The organism is Pseudarthrobacter sp. S6, assembly GCF_050156575.1.
GTDB lineage: Bacteria > Actinomycetota > Actinomycetes > Actinomycetales > Micrococcaceae > Arthrobacter.
The window spans coordinates 1,274,264-1,293,656 of sequence record NZ_CP189581.1; the positions used below are offsets into that span (position 1 = coordinate 1,274,264).

Here is a 19,393-nt window from a genome sequence, read left to right on the forward strand (position 1 = left end):
GTTTCTGGAAGGATCTGGAGGATTCCAGAGGGTCAGGCGGATTTACGGGCAGACGTCATGAGTTTCATCAGGCTTTCCTGGCTTGCGTCGTCTTTGTTCAGGACTCCGGTGATGGCACCTTCGAAGATGGTGTAGATACGGTCGGAAAGTCCCAGCAGCTCGGGCAGTTCGGAAGAGATGACGATGACGCCCTTGCCCTGGTTGGCGAGCTGCTGGATGATGCCGTAGATCTCGTATTTGGCACCCACATCGATCCCGCGTGTCGGTTCATCCAGGATCAGCAGGTCCGGGTCCGTGAACATCCATTTGGCGAGGACCACCTTCTGCTGATTGCCGCCGGAGAGCTTGGCCACCCCTTCCTCCACGGACGGAGTCTTGGTCCGCAGCGACTTGCGGTACTGCTCCGCCACCGTGAACTCCGCATTCGTGTCCACCACGGTGTGGTGGCTGATTTTCTTCAGGTTGGCCGAGACGGTAGTGGTCTTGATGTCATCGAGAAGGTTCAGCCCCAGGGACTTGCGGTCCTCAGTCACGTAGCCGAGTCCGGCGTCGATGGCCTGGCGAACGCTCTTGAGGCTGACTTCCTTGCCGTCTTTGTAGGTGTGCCCGTCGATGAACCGCCCGTAGGACCGGCCGAAAACGGAACGGGCGAGCTCGGTGCGGCCGGCACCCATCAGCCCGGCAAAGCCAACGATCTCGCCGCGGCGGACGAAGAAGTTGGAACCCTTGCAGACGAGCCTGTCCTGGATGGCGGGGTGGCCCACGGTCCAGTCCTTGACCTCGAAGAACACCTCGCCGATCTGAGGTGTGTGGTCGGGAAAGCGGGACTCCAAGGCGCGGCCCACCATGCCCTTGATGATGCGGTCCTCATCGACGCCGTCGGCCTTGACATCGAGGGTTTCGATCGCCTTGCCATCCCGGATGATGGTGATGGAATCGGCGATCTGTTCGATCTCGTTGAGCTTGTGGGAAATGATGATCGAGGTGATGCCCTTGCCCTTGAGGCCCAGCATCAGGTCCAGGAGGTGCTGGGAATCGGATTCGTTCAGTGCAGCGGTTGGCTCGTCCAGAATGAGGATCTTGACCGACTTGTTCAGCGACTTGGCGATCTCCACCAGCTGCTGCTTGCCGACGCCGATCTCCTTGATGGGGGTGTCCGGGTTTTCGCGCAGGCCTACTCGGGCCAGAAGTTCGGTGGAACGGAGGCGCGCCTCCGTCCAGTTGATCACGCCGCGCTTGGTGGGTTCGTTGCCCAGGAAGATGTTCTCCATGATGGAGAGCTCCGGGATCAGGGCCAGCTCCTGGTGGATGATCACGATGCCGGACGCCTCACTGGCCCGGATGTCCTTGAACTGCTGGACTTCGTTCTGGTACACGATGTCGCCGTCGTAGCTGCCGTACGGGTAGACGCCCGAAAGCACCTTCATCAGCGTGGATTTGCCGGCGCCATTTTCGCCGCAGATAGCGTGAATCTCGCCGGCTTTGACCCGGAGGCTCACTTCCGACAATGCCTTGACACCGGGAAATTCCTTGGTGATGGAACGCATCTCCAAGATGACCGGGTGACTGTGCGTGGTCTGGGACGTCATTTGCCCTTACGCCTCCAATGCATGACTTCTTTGTCCGCCCCGCAAAGCGCAGGGGCGTCTGATGAAAAAGTAAACTGGATCACACCCGTTATCGTCAAGTCTTTAACGCAATTATGCGGATAACGAAACGGCTACATTCGCCGGATGCCGGCGTACTGGAACACCAGCGCGGCTGCTCCCAAAGCCTCCGCGCGGTCCCCGAGTGAGGACATCGTCAGTGTGGTGGTCTCGCCGATCACCGGTACTGCATGCCGGATCAGCCCCCGTCGAATGGGGGCGAGCAGCAGCTCACCCAGGCCCGCGAGCGGGCCTCCCACCACGATGACTTCAGGGTTGATCAGGTTCGCTACGTTGCCCAGGGCGCGCCCAACTGCCAGGCCTGCATCGTCCACCACGCGCAGTGTCGCGGAGTCGCGTGCCAGGGCCTTCCGGACGATGTCCGCAGGCGTGAGGGGCGGATCTTCCCCGCGGCCGAGGAGCTCGATCATGGTGGTGGTGGAGGCGATGGTTTCCAGGCAGCCGCGGTTGCCGCAACGGCACACGAGACCGTGTTCATGGATGGTGGCATGGCCGATTTCCCCGGTGATGCCCACTGTGCCGTAGTAAGGGGCCCCGTTGAGGATCAGGCCGGCTCCGATGCCGGAACCGATCTTGAGGAACATCAGGTTGCTGACCCCCGTATGCGGCCCCCACGTGACCTCCGACCAGGCGCCGAGATTGGCGTCGTTGTCGACAAAGATGGGGATTTTGAGGGTGTCCTCCAGGTGTTGAAGGATGTTAATGCCCACCCATTCCGGGAGGATGGCGCCCTGTGCGACGGTGCCGGTCCGGCGGTCGATGGGTCCCGGGATTCCGACGCCGGCACCTACCACCAGGCTCCGGTCCACGCCGCTTTGCTCCAGCAGTTTATCCAGCAGTGCAACAGCCGCCTGGATGCCTTCCTCGGCCTGGTGGCCCAAGGGGAGCAGGACGGATTCTTCGGCGATCACGTGGTAGCTCAGGGACGCCAGGACCACTCGGAGATGCCGCCTGCCGAAGTCAATACCCACAGCGACCGCGCCGTTGCTGTTGAGTCTCACGTTGAGCGCCCGGCGCCCGGAGCTGGTGATCGGTTCGGTTGACGCCAGGCCCGCATCCTGCATGATTTTGACGATGTTGGACACAGTTGCAGTGGACAGTCCGGTCTGGCGCGCAAGCTCGGCCTGCGTGGACGGGCCGCTCATGAGGGTCTCGATGATCCGTTGCTGGTTCAGTTGCCGGAGGGCTGACTGGGATCCCGGATTCTTTGGCTTGCTCCTCGTCGAGCGCGGTGTGGCGGACATGAAGAGAAGATTGCCCTACTTCACCCTTGTAGTCAAGAAGTTAACGCAATATGCCTGCCGGATGAGACGAAATGATGGGATGATCCGTCCATTTGGAGGCTTGGCCAGTGCAGTCTGCCCCGGAACCGATCACGGCCGGTGGTTAGGCTGAACAAAGCGGCCGCATACTTCCTTCGGCCGTCCCGATCATGTGAGGTGGAAACGGTGCTGCTGGCCCTGATGCAGGCGAACGCCCGAGTGCTGGACGTGGATGCAAACTGCGCTGCCCTGGATGCGGCTGCCCAGGCTGCCGCTGCTGAAGGCGCAGCGGTGCTGGTCACCCCGGAACTGTTTGCGGTGGGCTACGCGCCGCTGCGGCTACGTGCGGAGCTAGACCCCTCCGGGATTCCCGCCATCAGGGAGACGCTGTCAGGGATCGCCCGCCGCCACGGAATCGGACTGGCCTACAGCCTGCCGTCAGTCGCGGGCGGGGGCAGCTGGCACATCACCTCTACGCTGGTGGACACCACCGGCACTGAGCTTCTCACCTACGCCAAGGTGCACCTCTTCGGTCATGGCGAACGCGCGGCGTTCAGCCCCGCCGAGGAGCCTCCCGCCGTCGTCGATTTCAATGGCTTCCGGACGTCGATGGTGATCTGCTACGACGTGGAATTTCCGGAAACGGTCAGGGCGGCGGCACTGGCTGGAGCAGAGCTGCTCCTGGTGCCCACCGCGCTGGCGCACGGATTCGAGACCGTCCCCCAGGTCCTGCTCCGGGCCCGCGCGCTGGAGAGCCAACTGACCATCGCCTATGCCAACCACTCCGGAATCGAGGAGGGCTGCGAATTCCTGGGCGGTAGCGTCATCGCTGGGCCGGACGGTTCGCTGCTGGCCGCGGCGGGACCGGGAGCCGAACTCCTGTATGCCGAGGTGGATCCGGACGCTGCCCGAAATGCCCGTGACGTGGTGCCCTATCTCCGTGAACGCCGCCCGGAGCTCTACCGGTCCTGGGGCATCTGAGGCCCGCCGTCCTCCAGGCCGTCCACGTACTGCAGGGCAATCCACAGTTCAGCTCGCACTTGGGCGGAGCCCAGGTCCATGGCCAGCAGCTCGGCCAGTGCATTGATCTGGCGCCGCACGCTGTTCCGGTGCATCCCGAGGGCTTTGGCACTGGCATCCCAATTGCCGTTTTCGCCCAGCCATGACTTCAGGACGAACAGCTGGGAGCTGATTCGGTCAGGCTCCTGCGCCAGGACCGGTTCCAGCAGCCGGGCGGCAAGCATGGTGCCGGCGCTGCGGCCCAACAGTCCCGCGACTGACCACGTGACGTCATCCACGCGCACGCTTTCTCCGCTTGCCTGGACGCGGGATCGCAGCGACGCCGCACGCTGATAGGCGGCAGGAAGGCCGGCCATTTCGGTGGGATCGCCCACCACCAGGCGCCAGCCCAGGTCCTCCACCTCGTGCAGCAGCGTGTCGTCCACTTTGAACCGCGTGACGGCGGCAAACCCGTATTCCGTCAGTTCCACCATCTTCGTGTCGAACAGCCTGCGCCACTGCAGCAGTTCCCGGACCGGACCGTCCGCCGACGCGGTCGGCGCAACATCCGCGCGGACGCCCTGAACCACCCGCAGGGCACCGGACCGGGTTCCGGAAACGCTTTGGGCCAGGAGGTCCCTAAGGACGTTCAGCCGCCGGCTTGATCCGGAGGCCAGGCTCTCGGGACGCAGCAGGAGTGCCGTTGCCAGCTGGCTGGGGGCGAGCGAGCCGCTGGTGCGTTGTCGCACCAGCAGTTCCAGCAGCCCCACCACAGAGGACACCACGCTGTTCTGCGCCGGGGTCAGCGGCTTGTCCGTGCCCAGGATAAGAGCCCCGAGGGTGGCGTCCCTGGTGCTCCGGAGGGGATGGCCGAAGACGAAGGCCGAACCGTCCGTCGGAAACGAGTCTGTCTCCACCCGCGGGCCGTTGCCTGCCAGCAGCCGCTTGAGTATCGGGTGCAGGGCAGAAGGCTCGACGGCGGCGGCAGCGCCGGTCCCGGCCGCTGCCGCACGGGCCCGCACGCGTCCGTCCGCCCCGAAAAGCTGGGCCCACACCGGAACCTGCTGTGCCAACGCGGACAGGAGCTCGTGCTCGGGCCTGGCCGACAGCACAGCCCGCATCAGTCGCCGATTGGTCTCCGCCAGCTGGCGGAAGACCCGGGCATTTCCGGATTCCAGGAGCTGGGAGAACTCCAAGCCGATGGCGGCGAAGGGGACGCTGCTGGGGATCTGCACCAGGGTGAGCTGATGGGTTTGGCAGGCTGACATCACGTGGTCCGGGACGTCGTCGAAGTAGGGCTCGAGGCCAAATCCCAAGGCGGCGACGCCTGCGCCGACCAGCCGCCGGACGTACGCTTCCGCCCGCTCCTTCGTGCCGCCTGCGTCCAGGAACGGCAGTCCCGCCGTGAGGACGAACTCCCCGTCCAGGAGGTAGGGCGTGGGATCCTCCAGTTCGCTGGGTTCCACCCAGCGCAACGGAGCGCTGGAGTTACCAGCATCGTGCAGGACCCTGAGGTCCCGGGGGAGTGCTGCCAAAAACTGGCCCAGGGTCACCGCATCCAGGTGGTCCGCGGCATCAGGCTGCACGGAAGGAGTCCTGGCCGACGTGTCCGGCGCTGGCTAAGATTGGTGCATTACGTCTCATGATTGAAAACTATAGGTCACTTTGCACATCCCTGAGATCCGGCTCACACCCCTACGCTGGATGAGGGAAACCGACAACTACTCACGAACGGACGTCAACGATGACTGTGCCAACACTCTCCGGACCTGCCACAGGCCGTCCAGCCGGCCGTCCCGGGCTGGGCGCGCAACTGCTACGCCGGAAGCCCATCGGACAGATGGTCAGCGAAGCGGAAAGCGGCCATGGCGGACCGAAGCTGGTCCGCAGCTTCGGGGTCCTGCAGCTGACCATGATCAGCGTCGGCGCCACCCTGGGGACCGGCATCCTGGTGATCCTCGGCGAATCTGTTCCGCTGGCCGGGCCCGCCATTTGGATCTCGTTCGCCATCGCCGGGTTCGCCGCGCTGCTTTCAGCCGTCTCTTATGCAGAAATGGCGGGCATGGTCCCCGTGTCCGGTTCCAGTTATTCGTACACCTACGCCACGATGGGCGAAGGCATGGCCTGGATCTGCGGCTGGTGCCTGGTCCTCGAGTACGCCGTCTCCGTCGCGGCTGTTGCCGTGGGCGCGGGCCAGTACGTGAACGAGGCTCTGGCAGTGTTCGGGCAGGTCCTGCCTGACGCCGTGTCCCAGCCCCCGGGCGGCGGCGGCCTGGTCAATGTCCCTGCCATGGTCATCGTGGTGCTGGCAACCATCCTGCTGGTCCGCGGAGCTAGGGAAAGCGCCTGGATCAACACGTCCATCGTTGTGGTGAAGGTGGGCATCCTCCTCTTCTTCTGCGTCGTGGCCTTCACCGCTTTCAATGCGGGCAACTTCGAACCGCTCCTGCCGATGGGCGCCGCCGGAGTCTCCGCGGCCGCATCCCGGGTCTTCTTCTCCTACATCGGCTTCGACGCCGCCTCCACCGCCGGCGAGGAAGCCCGCAACCCCAAGCGCGACCTGCCCCGCGCCATCATGCTCTCCATGGTCATCGTCACCACCATCTACGTCCTGGTGGCCGTCGCAGCCATTGGCGCCCGCCCCTGGGGTTGGTTCGACGGCACCGAAGCGGCCCTCGTGAAGATCCTGGAGGAAACTACCGGCCAGCCCTGGATCGCCCTTGTCTTCGCTGTCGGCGCCGTCCTGGCGATCGCGAGCATCGTCCTGACTGTCCTGTACGGCCAGACCCGCATCCTGCTCTCCATGTCCCGCGACGGGCTCATTCCGAAGGTCTTCGGCCGCGTCTCCCGCCGTACCGGCACCCCCGCGGCGGGCACGCTCCTGGTGGGCACCGCCGTCGCCCTCACCGCCGGGCTGGTCCCGCTTGGCGCCCTGGCCGACGCCACGAGCATCGGAACCCTGTTCGCCTTCGCCCTGGTCAACGTGGCCGTGATCTACCTGCGCCGCACCCGGCCCGAGCTGGAGCGTACGTTCCGCGTGCCGTTTTTCCCCCTGACCCCGATCCTCGGCGCCCTGATGTGCGCGTACCTCATGGCCAACCTCGGGGCCGAGACCTGGGTGACCTTCGGAATCTGGATGCTGGTGGGCCTGGCGGCCTACTTCGGCTATGGCCGCCGGAACTCCAGGGTGGCGGCGCTGAGCCTGGAGGAATACCGTGAGCTGAGCAGGCCGGAATCTTCAACACAGTCCACCCCCGAACGAACGAAGGCAGAGCTTTAATGACCGTCGCCACCGAACTCCCGGCTTCCGACCCGGCCAGCACCCAGGCTGGCCCCATCACTATGCTGAACCCTGATTTTCCGTTCAGCTACGACCACTACCTGGCCCACCCGGCAGGGCTCGGCGCGGTTCCGCCGGAGCTTTACGGCACCGAAGTCGCCGTTGTCGGGGCAGGCCTGTCTGGCCTCGTCACGGCGTACGAATTGATGAAGATGGGCCTGCGTCCTGTTGTCTACGAAGCGGACCAGATCGGCGGCCGCCTGCGGACTGCCAGTTTCACGTCCGCTCCCGGCGTGGTGGCCGATCTTGGCGGGATGCGGTTCCCTGTGTCCGGCAGGGCCTTCTACCACTACGTTGACCTGCTGGGACTGGACACCCAGGATTTCCCCAACCCGCTGGCACCCGTCACCTCCAGTACCGTGATCGAACTGGCCGGCCAGAAATACTACGCCGAGACCGCCCAGGACCTGCCGCCGTTCTTCCGCGAGGTGGCCGATGCCTGGAAGGCCGCGGTGAACGACGGAGCGAAGTTCGTCGAAATGCAGGAGGCCATCCGGGCCCGGGACACGGGCCGGATCAAGAAACTCTGGAACGAGCTGCTGCCGCTGATGGACGAGCAGACCTTCTATGGGTTCATCGCCGGGAGCGAGTCCTTCAAGGAAGCCGGCTTTGCGCACCGTGAGGCCTTTGGCCAGGTGGGCTTCGGCACCGGCGGCTGGGACACCGACTTCCCCAATTCCATCCTTGAAATTCTCCGCGTGGTCTATACCGACGCCGATGACCAGCACCGGCTCATCAGCGGGGGAGCCCAACGGCTCCCCGAGGCACTGTGGCAGCACGCGCCGTCGGGCATGGCCAACTGGCCGGACGGAACGTCCCTGGCGTCGCTCCACTCCGGCTCGCCCCGCGGGGCTGTGGGCAAGATCAGCCGCGATGCCGACGGCGACCTCCGGATCCGGGAGCGCTGGGGCCGCGAGGCAAGCTACCCTGCCGTGGTGACCACGTGCCAGTCGTGGCTGCTGTCCACACGAATCCACACCGAGGAGGCACTGTTCCCGGCCGAACTGTGGACCGCGATCGAGCGCTCTCACTACATGCAGTCGTCCAAGACGTTTGTGATGGTGGACCGGCCGTTCTGGAAGGACACCGATCCGGACACCGGCCGTGAGGTCCTGTCCATGACCCTGACGGACCGGCTGAACAGGGCCACGTACCTCCTGGATGACGGCCCGGACAAGCCCGCCGTGATCCTGCTGTCCTACACGTGGAATGATGACGCGCTCAAATGGCTGTCGCTGGATGCTGACGAGCGGGTTGAGCTGATGCTGCACTCGCTGGAGCAGATTTACCCGAACGTGGATATTGCCAGCCACATCGTGGGCCAGCCAATTACCGTTTCCTGGGAAGCGGACCCCAACTTCATGGGGGCCTTCAAAGCGAACCTGCCGGGGCATTACCGCTACCAGCAGCGGCTCTTCACGCACTTCAAGCAGGACAAACTGCCCGAATCCCAGCGTGGGATCTTCCTCGCCGGTGACGACGTGTCCTTCACCGCGGGCTGGGCCGAAGGCGCCGTAACCACCGGCCTGAACGCCGTGTGGGGTGTGGTGAACCATTTGGGCGGGTCCTCGGCGCCGGGCAATCCGGGCCCCGGCGAACTCCTGGACGCCATCGGGCCTATTCCGCTGGATTAAGGGTGGGGACTAGCCGTGCAGCTCCCGGTGCGCCCGCGCCAGTTCGACGTACCGGACGGCGTTCTGCCGCACGCCGTCGAACTCCTCGTCGGTGAGTTCCCGCCGTACCTTGGCGGGGACCCCGGCCACGAGTGACCGGGGCGGCACAACCGTCCCTTCCAGGACCACCGCGCCCGCTGCTACGAGTGAGCCTGTGCCAATCACCGCTCCGTTGAGGACCGTGGCCCCCATGCCGATCAGGCAGTTGTCCTCCACCGTGCAGCCATGGACCACCGCGGCGTGCCCCACGCTGACCCCGGCCCCGACTGTGCAGGGGAAGCCAGGATCTGCGTGGAGGACCACGTTGTCCTGCAGGTTACTGCCGGCGCCGACGCTGATGGCGGCCGTGTCCGCCCGGACCGAAACACCATAAAAGGCGCTCGAATCCAAAGCGAGCGTGGCCTTGCCGATGATCGACGCCGTCGGGGCGATGAAGGCGGATGCATGAACGGCCGGTGATTCGCCGGCGAAATCGTATAGGGGAGCCATGGGCCAAGCCTAGGACATCAGCGCAGGGGTGCGGAGTATCAGGAACTGGTAGTGCTGCGTCCAGTTCCCGGCGCCCGGGCCGGATTCTTCGCCCGTGCCCTCCGGCCAGGTGACAAAATCCTCGATCGTGCCGTGCCGTCCGAAAACCCGCCGCACTGTTTCGTCGCGGCGCCGGCTGAAGAAGCGCCGGGGTTCGAGGTCGTCCTCCGGGTTCAGACCTTCTTCGTCGTCACCGGACCAGAGGCCGACGGCGATGGGCGCGTTGGGTGCCGCGACGCGCACCAGTTCACGCAGGACGCCGTCGATATCGGCGGCGGGGATGTGCAGCAGCGTGCTCATTGACCAAACCGCGGGAAACGTGCCATCGGCGAACGGCAGGCTCCGGGCGCTTGCCACCGAGACGTCGAGGCCTTTGGACCGGGCCTGCCGGACGTGGCCCTCGGCGAGGTCAACGCCGGTGTAATGGATCCCGGCCTGGACAAACGTCAGCCCGTCCAGTCCCGTGCCCGTGCCTATTTCCAGGACGCCGTGGCGGGCTTCGGATTTCAGCAGGCTGATGAACAGTCCGCGCTGTTCCACCCGCCGGGGCGACAGGGGATGATCCCAGCCGGACGCGGCGCGGCGGTTGTAGAACTCGGCGAGACGCTGTTCGCTGCCGTGTTCCTTCATCGCCGCCTCAGCTGGCTCCATGGCCCAGTCCTTTGGTGAAAGTCCTCTTAATTAAAGACGACTGTCCGGTTGCCGTCCAGCAGCACACGGTGTTCGGCATGCCATTGGACGGCCTGAGTCAGAGTGCGGCCTTCAACGGCCCGGCCCATCTGCACGAACTGCTCCGGGGTGCGGGCGTGATCCACGCGGATAACTTCCTGCTCGATGATTGGTCCCTCGTCCAGGGCGGCGGTGACGTAATGGGCGGTAGCGCCGATCAGCTTGACGCCGCGGGCATGGGCCTGGTGGTAGGGTTTAGCGCCCTTGAAGGACGGCAGGAATGAGTGGTGGATGTTGATGGCCTTGCCGGTAAGGTCCGCGCACAGCTCATCCGAAATGATCTGCATGTAGCGGGCCAGGACGGTCAGTTCGATATCGTGCTCGGCCATAAGGGCGCGGAGCTTGTCCTCGGCCTGGGCCTTGGTGTGCGGAGTGACCTGGATGTGGTGGAACGGGATGCCGTAGAACTCGGCCAGCCCGGCCAGGTCACGGTGGTTGGAGACAATGGCGGGGATCTCGATGGGCAGGCTACCGGAACGCTGCTGGAACAGGATGTCGTTGAGGCAGTGCGCGGACGTGCTGGCCATCAGCAGCGTGCGCACCTTCTGGCCCACGGGGTTGAGGCTCCACTGCATGCCGAAGGAGTGGGCCACCGGCCCAAGGGCTGCCTGGACTTCGGCCCGGGAAGCCGTCGTGGTTGCTTCCACCCGCATAAAGAAGTTGCCGGTTGCGGGGCTGCCGTACTGCTGCGAGTCCAAAATATTACAGCCCGCCACCAGCAGCGCTCCGGCCACGGCGTGGACAATTCCGGGGCGGTCCGGGCAGGACAATGTCAATACGTAAGCTCGGTTCAGCTGCTCTTCAGTCACGACTACAAGCCTACCCGCGCGGCGCGTCCGCGTTTGGTAGTCTGGTGGGGTCGCAACTGGCGTTGGGTGGCTAACCACCAGGGAGTGGCAATCACGAAGACCACGGATCGTACGCCTGGGCCGAGGGTCATGTCTTACCGGAGCTGCACCCTTTAAGGATGCAGCTCACTTTCATGCCCTGTCATCAAGGGGCGGTGTGGTGCGCCAGCCGGTAGCCTGACCTTAGCAGTGCCCGTATCCCTAGCCAGGAGTTTTTCGTGACTACTACCGCCACCACATCAGCCGCCGTCAGCAACCAGTCGCTGGCCGATCTCGATCCCGAAATCGCCGCAGTACTCAACCAGGAACTTGGCCGCCAGCGCGGCACCCTGGAAATGATCGCCTCCGAAAACTTCGCCCCGCGCGCCGTGATGGAAGCCCAGGGCTCGGTCCTGACCAACAAGTATGCCGAGGGTTACCCGGGCCGCCGATACTACGGCGGCTGCGAATATGTGGACATCGCCGAGCAGCTGGCCATCGACCGCGTCAAGGCACTGTTCGGTGCCGAGTACGCCAACGTCCAGCCGCACTCCGGTGCGCAGGCCAACGCCGCAGCACTGTCCGCCATGATCACCCCCGGTGACAAAATCCTGGGCCTCTCCCTGGCTCACGGCGGCCACCTGACCCACGGCATGAAGCTCAACTTCTCCGGCAAGCTCTACAACGTCGCTGCCTACCAGGTGGAGCCGGACAATTTTCGCGTTGACATGGACAAGCTGCGCGAGCAGGCCATCGCCGAGAAGCCCCAGGTCATCATTGCCGGCTGGTCCGCTTACCCGCGCCACCTGGACTTCGCAGCCTTCCGCTCCATCGCCGATGAAGTGGGTGCGCTGCTCTGGACCGACATGGCCCACTTCGCCGGACTGGTGGCAGCCGGCCTGCACCCGAGCCCGGTGCCTTACTCCGACGTCGTCACCTCCACCGTGCACAAGACCCTCGCCGGCCCCCGCTCCGGTGTGATCCTGGCCAAGCAGGAGTGGGCAAAGAAGATCAACTCCAATGTCTTCCCGGGCCAGCAGGGCGGCCCGCTCATGCACGTCATCGCGGCCAAGGCCGTGGCCTTCAAGATCGCCGGCACCGAGGAATTCAAGGAGCGCCAGGAGCGTGTCCTCGAAGGCGCCAAGATCCTTGCCGAGCGCCTCAACCAAGCCGACGTCGCCGAAGCAGGCGTCTCCGTCCTGACCGGCGGCACGGACGTGCACCTGGTCCTGGTGGACCTGCGCAACTCCCAGCTGGACGGACAGCAGGCCGAGGACCTCCTGCACTCCGTGGGCATCACCGTGAACCGCAACGCGGTCCCGTTCGACCCGCGCCCGCCGATGGTCACCTCCGGCCTGCGCATCGGCACCCCGGCCCTGGCCACCCGCGGCTTCGGCGCCGAGGAGTTCACCGAGGTGGCCGAGATCATCGCCACCGCCCTGAAGGCTGGCTCCGCCACGGACGTGGAGGCCCTGCAGTCCCGCGTGGACAAGCTCGCCGCCGATTTCCCGCTGTACCCGCAGCACGAGCAGTGGTAATCCATGACCACTGCGACTGGAACTGCACAGATTCTTGACGGCAAGGCTGCCGCCGCTGCCATCAAGGCCGAACTGACCGAACGTGTGGCCGCGCTCAAGGCCAAGGGTGTTACCCCCGGACTGGGCACCATTTTGGTGGGCTCCGACCCCGGGAGCACTTGGTATGTGGGCGGCAAGCATAAGGATTGCGCCGAGGTGGGCATCACGTCCATCCGTCGCGACCTCCCCGAGGAAACCACGCAGGACGAACTCCTGGCCGTGGTCCGTGAGCTGAACGGGAACCCGGAGTGCACCGGCTACATCGTGCAGCTTCCCTTGCCCAAGCACATCAACCAGGACGTCATCCTGGAGGCCATGGATCCGGACAAGGACGCCGACGGCCTGCACCCGATGAATCTTGGCCGCCTGGTGGCCAACGTCGGCGGACCCATGACGTCGCCGCTGCCGTGCACGCCCAAGGGCTGCGTGGAGCTGCTCACCCGGCACGGTATCAGCCTCAAGGGCAAGCGCGTCCTGGTGGTGGGCCGCGGTGTGACCATCGGCCGGCCCGTCGGGCTGCTGCTGACCCGCAAGGATGTCAACGCCACGGTCATCCTGGCGCACACCGGGACCGTGGACCTGGCCGCCGAACTCCGCCAGGCCGACGTCGTGATCGCTGCTGCGGGCGTCCCGCACATAATCAAGGCGGCAGACCTGAAACCGGGCGCCATAGTGCTCGACGTCGGCGTGAGCCGAGTGGAGGACGGCAACGGCAAGGCGGTGGTTACCGGAGACGTGGACCCCGCGGCTGCTGACGTCGCCGCATGGATCTCCCCGAACCCGGGCGGCGTGGGGCCGATGACCCGCGCCATGCTGCTGGCCAACGTGGTGGAAACCGCGGAACGCCAGGCAGGGCTCGCCTAACCGCAAGAACAGTACGACGGCGGTCCCGCACCTTCTCGCGAAGGGCGCGGGCCGCCGTCGGGCTTTAACCGCAGGGATGTGGTGTTCGCCGGGGGTGGAAGGGGCCGTGGGGCGCTGCGGCGTTTGAGACAATGGACCCATGCGATCTCTGGGTAACCCTCAAACTCCGTCCGGCCGGTCCAAGGGCGGCTTCTCCATGCTCAGGATCAGTGGCCCGGGAATGATGGTTTTTGTCATCGCTTTCCTCGTTGCCGTGATCTTTGCGGCCAATCAGAACGATGTCGTGGGCTGGGTTGTCGCCGTCATCGCCGCTTTCTGGCTGGCCCTGGCAGCCTTTGTCGTGTTCAGCATCCAGAAGGCCGCCAAAAAAGCCGGCGCCAAGCTGACCGAGGCCCAGAACGCCTTCAACACTGCAGCCGGCCGGGCGCCGTCGTCGTCCTCGGCCGACCATGGCGGCACCCGGGTGGTGTACGAACGCACCGACGCGGACGCGGTCCGCGACCTCAAGCTGGACCACTCGTTCAAGATCGTCCAGGTGCAGATCCAGGTGGTGGAGAAGGAGCGCGCCAAAGGTGAAGCCGCGGACCAGGACACGATCCGCCGCGCGCTGGAGACCATCGAGATCACCGCCACCAACGCCCGCGACATGATCCGCGCCGGCGGCGGCACCGGCGACCCGGTCAGCGGAACCATCATCGACTAGAGTGGTGCGGGTGATCTCGGCATTGAAGAAGGACCACCTTCGCATCGCATCAGTCAACGTCAACGGCCTCCGGGCTGCCTACAAGAACGGTATGGCGGCATGGCTGGAGCCCCGCGAGGTGGACATTCTCTGCCTCCAAGAAGTCCGGGCGCCTGACGCGATCGTGCGCCAGCTGCTCGGTGATGGTTGGCACATCCTGCACGCCGAAGCCGAGGCCAAAGGCCGCGCCGGTGTCGCCATTGCGTCCCGTGAAGAGCCGCTGGAAACCCGCAACGGCATCGGCGACGACTACTTCGCAACCGCCGGCCGCTGGGTTGAGGCTGATTTCAGGGTGGCTGACGCCGCGGGGAACCCCGCGCAGCTGACCGTCGCCAGCGCCTACGTGCACTCCGGCGACGTGGGAACCCCGAAGCAGGTGGATAAGTACCGTTTCCTGGACGTCATGACCACCAGATTGCCGGAGCTGACCAAGCACAGCGACCACGCCCTCGTGGTTGGCGACCTGAACGTGGGCCACACCGAACGGGACATCAGGAACTGGAAGGGCAACGTCAAGAAGGCCGGCTTCCTGCCTGACGAGCGCGCTTACTTTGACCGCTTCTTCGGCGAGGACATCGGCTGGAAGGATGTCCACCGGGGCCTTGCTGGAGACGTCGACGGCCCCTACACTTGGTGGTCGCAGCGTGGCCAGGCGTTCGACAACGACACCGGATGGCGCATCGACTACCACATGGCAACCCCGGCACTCGCCGCCGCCGCGTTTTCGGCAGTGGTTGACCGGGCGCCCTCGTGGGACACCCGCTTCTCTGACCATGCTCCGCTGGTAGTGGACTACCGGCTCTAAGCCCCGAAGGTTCTTCCCCATGACTAGCCCGACTTCACCGGTGACCAAAAAACGCATCCTCTCAGGTGCCAAGCCCACGGCCGACTCCCTGCACCTGGGCAACTACATTGGCGCTGTCCGCAACTGGGTGGACATGCAAGCCGAATATGATGCCGTCTTCTTCATCCCGGACCTTCACGCCATCACAGTGGACTTCGATCCCGCCGAACTGGCCAAGCGCACCCGTGTGGTTGCCGCGCAGTACATCGCCGCCGGCATCGACCCGGACAAGAGCATCTTCTTTGTGCAGTCCCATGTCCCCGAGCACGCCCAGCTGGCCTGGGCCTTGAACTGCATCACCGGTTTCGGCGAGGCTTCCCGGATGACCCAGTTCAAGGACAAGACGCAGAAGTCGGGCGCGGACGCCGCGACGCTTGGCCTGTTCGCATACCCCACGCTCATGGCAGCCGACATCCTGCTGTACCAGACGGACCTCGTGCCGGTGGGCGAAGACCAGCGGCAGCATCTGGAGCTTACCCGGAACCTGGCCCAGCGCTTCAACACACGCTACGGCCCCACGTTCACTGTGCCGGAGGCCACCATCCTCAAGGCCAGCGCCAAGATCTACGACCTGCAGAACCCCAGCGCCAAGATGTCCAAGACGGGGGAGTCGCCCAACGGTTCCATCCAACTGCTGGAGGATCCCAAGCTCGCGGCCAAGCGCATCAAGTCCGCGGTCACCGACACCGGATCCGAGGTCCGGTTCGATGCCGAAGCCAAGCCCGGGATCTCCAACCTCCTCACCATCTACTCCACCCTCACCGGGAAGTCCGTGGCCGAGCTGGAGGCTGTGTACGGGGGCAAGATGTACGGCCACCTGAAAGTGGACCTCGCGGAGGTCATGGTGGACTTCATCACGCCGCTGCGGAACCGCACCAATGAACTGATGGCCGACCCCGCCGAGCTGGACCGGCTCCTGGCCCAGGGTGCTGAGCGGGCCAGGGAGATCGCCGCAGTTACCCTAGGTCAGGTCTATGAGCGTATGGGCTTCCTTCCGTCCCTGAGCCTTGCAGGAGTCCGCTAGCTCGATGTCCGCCGCCAGCAATGTCAGTGAAGGAATGAGCGTAGGCGTCATTTTGGGATTCCCCCCTGCCATCGCGGAAGAACTTCAACGGTGGCGCGCCTCGTTTGGCGATCCCATGGCCGGGGTGATCCCAGCCCACATCACCCTGGTCACCACCACCCCCGCCAAGGACTGGGAGGCAACGCGGGAGCACGTCCGTGAGGTCGCCAGGGCCCAGGCCCCGTTTATGGTCACGATCGCAGGAACGGGAACCTTCCGGCCGGTGTCCCCGGTGGTCTACATCAACGTTGAGGAGGGTTTCGACGCCTGCGTGGACCTCCACGAAAAGCTCCAGACAGGCCCGCTCCAGCGGGATCTGCCGTTCTCCTATCACCCGCACGTGACGATCGCCCACGATGTTGCGCCCGAAAGCCTCGACGAAGCCGAAACGGTGCTGAAGGACTATAGGGCGACGTTCCCTGTGGTTAGCATGGGACTTTACGAGCACGATGCTGACGGCATCTGGCAGCTACGGGAAGAGTTGGACTTTGGGACCGAAACTGACAACGACGCCGGGACCTGGGCCGCGGACGCGGCCGCCAACTCCGGGGGATCCGCCTCTTCCCACTGAACGCGCGCGGCTGAGGCTGGCCGTCATCCAAAAGCGGATGGAATGGGGCAAAACCAAGAGGTCCGACGGCGGCCCGGTGGCCGGCATGATGGCAATGTTCCAGTGGCTCCTCGCGCGGCTGAATGCCTTCCGGCCGATGCGGGCCTGGCAACACTACAACCTCCAGCACGGTCCGCTGATGAGCGCCGGTATCGGTTTCCGGATGTTCTTCTCCATCACCGGCCTGCTGGCCACTGGCTTTTCCATCGCCGGGTTGGTGCTGCGGGGCCAGCCCGCCCTCCTGGACACCATTATCTCGAGCGTGGCGCAGAGTGCTCCCGGGCTGTTGAAGCTGAATGGCGGCGAGGGCCTGGTGGATCCGCAGGACCTGCTGAACCCTGAGGGTCTAGGCTGGACGGCGGTGATCGCGGCAGTGGTCACGATCGTGACGTCGCTGGGCTGGATCGCTGCGTTGCGGGACGGCGTTCGTGGCGTGATGGAGCACCCGCCCCTGAAGATTAACCCGGTTGTCCTGAAACTGCGCGACGCCGGCACGCTGCTCCTCCTGGGCATGGCCCTGGTAGTCAGCGCCGGAGCTTCCCTCGTATTTGGAACCGCCGCAGGCTGGGTCACGGATTTCCTGCAACTAGACGACGCCGTGGCGGGTCCGCTGACCACGCTGATCAAGATAGGCGTTCCGCTGACGCTTAACTGGATCACCGCGGTGATCATGTTCCGCCTTGTCGGCGGCCTGGAGCTTTCCAGGCGGGCGCTGCTGGAAGGTACCATCCTGGCCGGCGTCGGGACGGCTGCGCTGCAGGTCTTCAGTGCCGAACTGCTTGCCGGCGCCGGCCGGAATCCCATCCTGGCGCCGTTCGCCATTATCATCGGCCTGCTGATCTGGTTCAACCTGGTCAGCCAGGTCTACCTCGTGTGCGCCAGCTGGTCCGCCATCCGGGAAGTGGACCTGCGCAGCGTTTCCGCGGAGCACGAGAAGGCCGGGTGGGGCTCACGGCACGTCCAGCCGGGCAAAGTGCCGGTGGAGGGGCGCACCGACAAAGACCGTGCCGGCGCGGCGGCTACTTCCCGGCGTCGAGGTACTGGTCGGCCCAGGCAGCGATGATCCTGGCCGCCCGCGCTGCCTGGCCCTTGCCGGTCAGGAGGTGGTCGCTTCCCTCGAGGGACACGAAGTTCCGGGGGTGGCGGGCGGTCTGGAAGATGGAGCTGGCGTTCTCGATGCCCACGGTGTTGTCCGTGGGGGAGTGGAGCACCATCAGCGGCTTGTGCAGCTGCCGGATGCAGTCCGTGAGGTCCGCGTTCTCAAGGTCTTCCACAAAGTGTTTCCGGATCTCCACGCGTTTCCCGCCGAGGTCCACCTCGGCGCTGCCTTCGCTGAGGATCTTGTCCAGGGCGGCGTCGAAGACGTGCGCCACGTGCTTGGGTGAGAAGGGGGCACCGACTGTCGCGACGGCGTCGAGCTCCGGGATCTGGCGGGCGGCGGAAAGCACGGCGGCACCGCCGAACGAGTGGCCCACCAGCAGGGAGATGGCCTTGCCCTGGGCGCGCATGAACTCGGCGGCCTTCACAGTGTCGGCCACTTTGTGGCTGAAGGAGCCCTCCGACCAATAGCCTGCGGACTCGCCCAACCCCAGGTTGTCGAACCGGAGCATCCCAATGCCGGTGTCAGCCAGGGTTTTGCACATCCGGGACGCCGCCGGGCTGTCCTTGCCAAGGGTGAAACCGTGGGAGAACACACCCCAGCCCCGCACCGGCCCCTCCGGGATATCGATGATGCCGGACAGGAGCTCGCCGGTGGATCCTTCGAAGCTGACTTTTTCGGAGCGGGACATCGCGAGCTGCTTTCGTTGGTGGCGTCAGGTGTTAAACAACGACGGCGCCCATCCCACCTAAGGTGGGTGACGCCGTCGTAAGCAAGAACCTGAATTAGATCTTACGGGAGAGAATTGCCTGCTTGACCTCGGCAATTGCCTGGGTCACCTGGATGCCACGTGGGCATGCTTCGGAGCAGTTGAAGGTGGTGCGGCAACGCCACACGCCTTCCTTGTCGTTCAGGATTTCCAGACGCATGTCGCCGGCATCATCACGGGAATCGAAGATGAAGCGGTGGGCGTTGACGATCGCGGCCGGGCCGAAGTACTGGCCATCGGTCCAGAACACCGGGCAGGAGGACGTGCACGCCGCGCAGAGGATGCACTTGGTGGTGTCGTCGAAGCGTTCACGGTCCTCGGCAGACTGCAGGCGTTCCTTGGTGGGTTCGTGGCCCTTGTTGATCAGGAACGGCATGACTTCGCGGAACGACTGGAAGAACGGCTCCATGTCCACGATCAGGTCCTTCTCCACCGGCAGGCCCTTGATGGGCTCAACGGTGATGGGCTTGGTGGTGTCCAGGTCCTTCAGGAGCGTCTTGCAGGCAAGGCGGTTGCGGCCGTTGATGCGCATGGCATCGGAACCGCAGACACCGTGGGCACAGGAACGGCGGAATGAAACGCTGCCGTCAATTTCCCACTTGACCTTGTGCAGGGCATCCAGCACGCGGTCGGTGCCGTACATGGTCACCTTGAAGTCTTCCCACGTGGCGTCCTCGGACACCTCAGGGTTGTAACGGCGTACGCGCAGGGTGACGTCGAACGTGGGGATCTCTCCGCCGCCTCCGATGTGTGCGGGCAGTTCGATCTTGGAGGCTGGCTCAGCAAGTTCAGCGGTCATC

Annotated in this window: 18 protein-coding genes; 10 read left to right on the plus strand and 8 right to left on the minus strand. The window is 65.0% G+C overall.

Annotated features, from left to right (window positions below):
• Positions 1-32 precede the first annotated feature (32 nt).
• Together mmsA and ACQCS0_RS06230 are read right to left on the minus strand one after the other, a co-directional pair.
• Positions 33-1,589, minus strand: a complete 1,557-nt coding sequence (gene mmsA, locus ACQCS0_RS06225; protein ID WP_354153972.1) for a multiple monosaccharide ABC transporter ATP-binding protein — start codon at positions 1,587-1,589, stop codon at positions 33-35.
• Positions 1,590-1,720: 131 nt separating this feature from the next.
• The gene (locus ACQCS0_RS06230; protein WP_354153971.1) at positions 1,721-2,911 is read right to left on the minus strand and encodes an ROK family transcriptional regulator; all 1,191 of its coding nucleotides are present in this window, start codon (positions 2,909-2,911) and stop codon (positions 1,721-1,723) included.
• A gap of 204 nt (positions 2,912-3,115) precedes the next feature.
• Here ACQCS0_RS06230 and ACQCS0_RS06235 point away from each other — a divergent pair, with 204 nt between their 5' ends.
• Positions 3,116-3,910: a nitrilase-related carbon-nitrogen hydrolase gene (locus tag ACQCS0_RS06235; protein WP_354154214.1), complete on the plus strand. Its 795-nt coding sequence runs from the start codon at positions 3,116-3,118 to the stop codon at positions 3,908-3,910.
• Here ACQCS0_RS06235 and ACQCS0_RS06240 read toward each other — a convergent pair.
• Positions 3,889-5,514, minus strand: coding sequence for a PucR family transcriptional regulator (locus ACQCS0_RS06240; protein ID WP_354153970.1), 1,626 nt, complete (start codon positions 5,512-5,514; stop codon positions 3,889-3,891). The genes ACQCS0_RS06235 and ACQCS0_RS06240 overlap by 22 nt on opposite strands.
• 158 nt (positions 5,515-5,672) lie before the next feature.
• Between ACQCS0_RS06240 and ACQCS0_RS06245 the strand changes: the two genes are divergently transcribed.
• Both ACQCS0_RS06245 and ACQCS0_RS06250 read left to right on the plus strand, forming a co-directional pair.
• Positions 5,673-7,208, plus strand: coding sequence for an amino acid permease (locus ACQCS0_RS06245; protein WP_354153969.1), 1,536 nt, complete (start codon positions 5,673-5,675; stop codon positions 7,206-7,208).
• Entirely contained in the window at positions 7,208-8,902 is a 1,695-nt protein-coding gene (locus ACQCS0_RS06250) for an NAD(P)/FAD-dependent oxidoreductase (protein WP_354153968.1), read from the plus strand. The genes ACQCS0_RS06245 and ACQCS0_RS06250 overlap by 1 nt, the downstream gene beginning before the upstream one ends.
• 9 nt (positions 8,903-8,911) lie before the next feature.
• On the opposite strand, the gene ACQCS0_RS06255 is transcribed toward ACQCS0_RS06250, so the two are convergent.
• Genes ACQCS0_RS06255 through purU form a run of 3 tightly spaced genes read right to left on the minus strand, consistent with a single transcriptional unit; the run spans position 8,912 to position 11,007 of the window.
• Entirely contained in the window at positions 8,912-9,430 is a 519-nt protein-coding gene (locus ACQCS0_RS06255; protein ID WP_282329315.1) for a gamma carbonic anhydrase family protein, read from the minus strand.
• A gap of 9 nt (positions 9,431-9,439) precedes the next feature.
• Positions 9,440-10,120 (minus strand): class I SAM-dependent methyltransferase, encoded by a 681-nt coding sequence (locus tag ACQCS0_RS06260; RefSeq protein ID WP_354153967.1) that lies wholly within the window; start codon positions 10,118-10,120, stop codon positions 9,440-9,442.
• A 26-nt stretch (positions 10,121-10,146) separates the two neighbouring features.
• Complete coding sequence (purU, locus tag ACQCS0_RS06265; RefSeq protein WP_354153966.1) at positions 10,147-11,007, minus strand: formyltetrahydrofolate deformylase; 861 nt, start codon at positions 11,005-11,007, stop codon at positions 10,147-10,149.
• Between the two features lie 257 nt (positions 11,008-11,264).
• Here purU and glyA point away from each other — a divergent pair, with 257 nt between their 5' ends.
• The 7 genes from glyA (at position 11,265) to ACQCS0_RS06300 (ending at position 17,788) form a co-directional block, all read left to right on the plus strand.
• On the plus strand, positions 11,265-12,563 hold the full coding sequence (glyA, locus tag ACQCS0_RS06270; protein WP_354153965.1) for a serine hydroxymethyltransferase: 1,299 nt from the start codon (positions 11,265-11,267) through the stop codon (positions 12,561-12,563).
• 3 nt (positions 12,564-12,566) lie between these two features.
• Positions 12,567-13,466 carry a bifunctional methylenetetrahydrofolate dehydrogenase/methenyltetrahydrofolate cyclohydrolase gene (locus ACQCS0_RS06275; protein ID WP_426939358.1) on the plus strand — a complete coding sequence of 300 codons (900 nt, stop codon included), beginning with the start codon at positions 12,567-12,569 and terminating at the stop codon, positions 13,464-13,466.
• Between the two features lie 139 nt (positions 13,467-13,605).
• Complete coding sequence (locus tag ACQCS0_RS06280; protein ID WP_426939359.1) at positions 13,606-14,169, plus strand: hypothetical protein; 564 nt, start codon at positions 13,606-13,608, stop codon at positions 14,167-14,169.
• Between the two features lie 10 nt (positions 14,170-14,179).
• Complete coding sequence (locus ACQCS0_RS06285) at positions 14,180-15,013, plus strand: exodeoxyribonuclease III (RefSeq protein ID WP_282329310.1); 834 nt, start codon at positions 14,180-14,182, stop codon at positions 15,011-15,013.
• A gap of 19 nt (positions 15,014-15,032) precedes the next feature.
• A complete protein-coding gene (gene trpS / locus ACQCS0_RS06290) occupies positions 15,033-16,076 on the plus strand; it encodes a tryptophan--tRNA ligase (protein ID WP_426939361.1) in 1,044 nt (347 codons plus the stop codon).
• 4 nt (positions 16,077-16,080) lie between these two features.
• Positions 16,081-16,686, plus strand: a complete 606-nt coding sequence (locus ACQCS0_RS06295) for a 2'-5' RNA ligase family protein (protein WP_426939362.1) — start codon at positions 16,081-16,083, stop codon at positions 16,684-16,686.
• A gap of 37 nt (positions 16,687-16,723) precedes the next feature.
• Entirely contained in the window at positions 16,724-17,788 is a 1,065-nt protein-coding gene (locus ACQCS0_RS06300; protein ID WP_426940109.1) for a YihY/virulence factor BrkB family protein, read from the plus strand.
• Here the strand turns inward: ACQCS0_RS06300 and ACQCS0_RS06305 are convergent.
• Both ACQCS0_RS06305 and ACQCS0_RS06310 read right to left on the minus strand, forming a co-directional pair.
• Positions 17,745-18,515 carry an alpha/beta fold hydrolase gene (locus tag ACQCS0_RS06305; RefSeq protein WP_354153958.1) on the minus strand — a complete coding sequence of 257 codons (771 nt, stop codon included), beginning with the start codon at positions 18,513-18,515 and terminating at the stop codon, positions 17,745-17,747. The two genes, ACQCS0_RS06300 and ACQCS0_RS06305, sit on opposite strands and share 44 nt — an antisense overlap.
• Positions 18,516-18,609: 94 nt before the next feature.
• The gene (locus ACQCS0_RS06310; RefSeq protein WP_056347269.1) at positions 18,610-19,392 is read right to left on the minus strand and encodes a succinate dehydrogenase iron-sulfur subunit; all 783 of its coding nucleotides are present in this window, start codon (positions 19,390-19,392) and stop codon (positions 18,610-18,612) included.
• Position 19,393 lies beyond the last annotated feature (1 nt).

Excerpts from the sequence above, each read along its gene's own strand:
- mmsA (WP_354153972.1), bottom strand. The coding sequence starts at position 1,589 with ATGACGTCCCAGACCACGCACAGTCACCCGGTCATCTTGGAGATGCGT.
- ACQCS0_RS06230 (WP_354153971.1), bottom strand. The coding sequence starts at position 2,911 with ATGTCCGCCACACCGCGCTCGACGAGGAGCAAGCCAAAGAATCCGGGA.
- ACQCS0_RS06245 (WP_354153969.1), top strand. The coding sequence starts at position 5,673 with ATGACTGTGCCAACACTCTCCGGACCTGCCACAGGCCGTCCAGCCGGC.
- ACQCS0_RS06250 (WP_354153968.1), top strand. The coding sequence starts at position 7,208 with ATGACCGTCGCCACCGAACTCCCGGCTTCCGACCCGGCCAGCACCCAG.
- ACQCS0_RS06255 (WP_282329315.1), bottom strand. The coding sequence starts at position 9,430 with ATGGCTCCCCTATACGATTTCGCCGGCGAATCACCGGCCGTTCATGCA.
- ACQCS0_RS06260 (WP_354153967.1), bottom strand. The coding sequence starts at position 10,120 with ATGGAGCCAGCTGAGGCGGCGATGAAGGAACACGGCAGCGAACAGCGT.
- ACQCS0_RS06275 (WP_426939358.1), top strand. The coding sequence starts at position 12,567 with ATGACCACTGCGACTGGAACTGCACAGATTCTTGACGGCAAGGCTGCC.
- ACQCS0_RS06280 (WP_426939359.1), top strand. The coding sequence starts at position 13,606 with ATGCGATCTCTGGGTAACCCTCAAACTCCGTCCGGCCGGTCCAAGGGC.
- trpS (WP_426939361.1), top strand. The coding sequence starts at position 15,033 with ATGACTAGCCCGACTTCACCGGTGACCAAAAAACGCATCCTCTCAGGT.
- ACQCS0_RS06295 (WP_426939362.1), top strand. The coding sequence starts at position 16,081 with ATGTCCGCCGCCAGCAATGTCAGTGAAGGAATGAGCGTAGGCGTCATT.
- ACQCS0_RS06300 (WP_426940109.1), top strand. The coding sequence starts at position 16,724 with ATGGAATGGGGCAAAACCAAGAGGTCCGACGGCGGCCCGGTGGCCGGC.
- ACQCS0_RS06305 (WP_354153958.1), bottom strand. The coding sequence starts at position 18,515 with ATGTCCCGCTCCGAAAAAGTCAGCTTCGAAGGATCCACCGGCGAGCTC.
- ACQCS0_RS06310 (WP_056347269.1), bottom strand. The coding sequence starts at position 19,392 with ATGACCGCTGAACTTGCTGAGCCAGCCTCCAAGATCGAACTGCCCGCA.